We start from the raw sequence: 447 nt of genomic DNA, 5'->3' as shown, positions 1-447 counted from the left end.
CCGCCCGCCGCCCTCCACCCGCAGTTGCAGGCCGGCCTCGTCGGCGAGCCCCTCGAAATAACCGGCGATGCGCAGCAGTTCGTCGCGCACCTCGAAGTCGCGCCGATGCGTGACGAAGCCGGGATGCTCGGCGCGCGCGAGGAACAGCACGTTCTCGATCATGCGCGACAGGCGCTCGTATTCCTCCAGGTTCGATTCCAGCAGCGCCTCGTATTCGGCCGCCGTGCGCGGCCGGCCGAGCGCCACCTCGGTGGCGCCGCGCATGTTGTTGAGCGGCGTGCGCAGGTCGTGGGCCAGGTCGGCGCTGAACTGCGAGAGCTGGCGAAAGCCCCGTTGCAGGCGCGCCAGCATCGCGTTGACGGCCTCGACCAGCGGCGCCAGCTCGCGCGGCACGCGCCCCGCGTCGAGCCGCGTGTCGAGCCGGTCGACCGTGATGCGGCCGGTATC

At 71.8% G+C, this 447-nt stretch carries 1 protein-coding gene; it reads right to left on the bottom strand.

Annotated features, from left to right (window positions below; all coding sequences use genetic code 11):
* A partial coding sequence (locus HW466_RS31435; RefSeq protein WP_176316177.1) for a histidine kinase dimerization/phospho-acceptor domain-containing protein occupies positions 1–447 on the bottom strand: 447 nt, incomplete at both ends.

Origin of the sequence: Burkholderia territorii, from assembly GCF_902833055.1 — a bacterium.
Classification (GTDB): domain Bacteria; phylum Pseudomonadota; class Gammaproteobacteria; order Burkholderiales; family Burkholderiaceae; genus Burkholderia; species Burkholderia territorii.
This window is presented reverse-complemented; position numbering and strand designations above follow the sequence as displayed.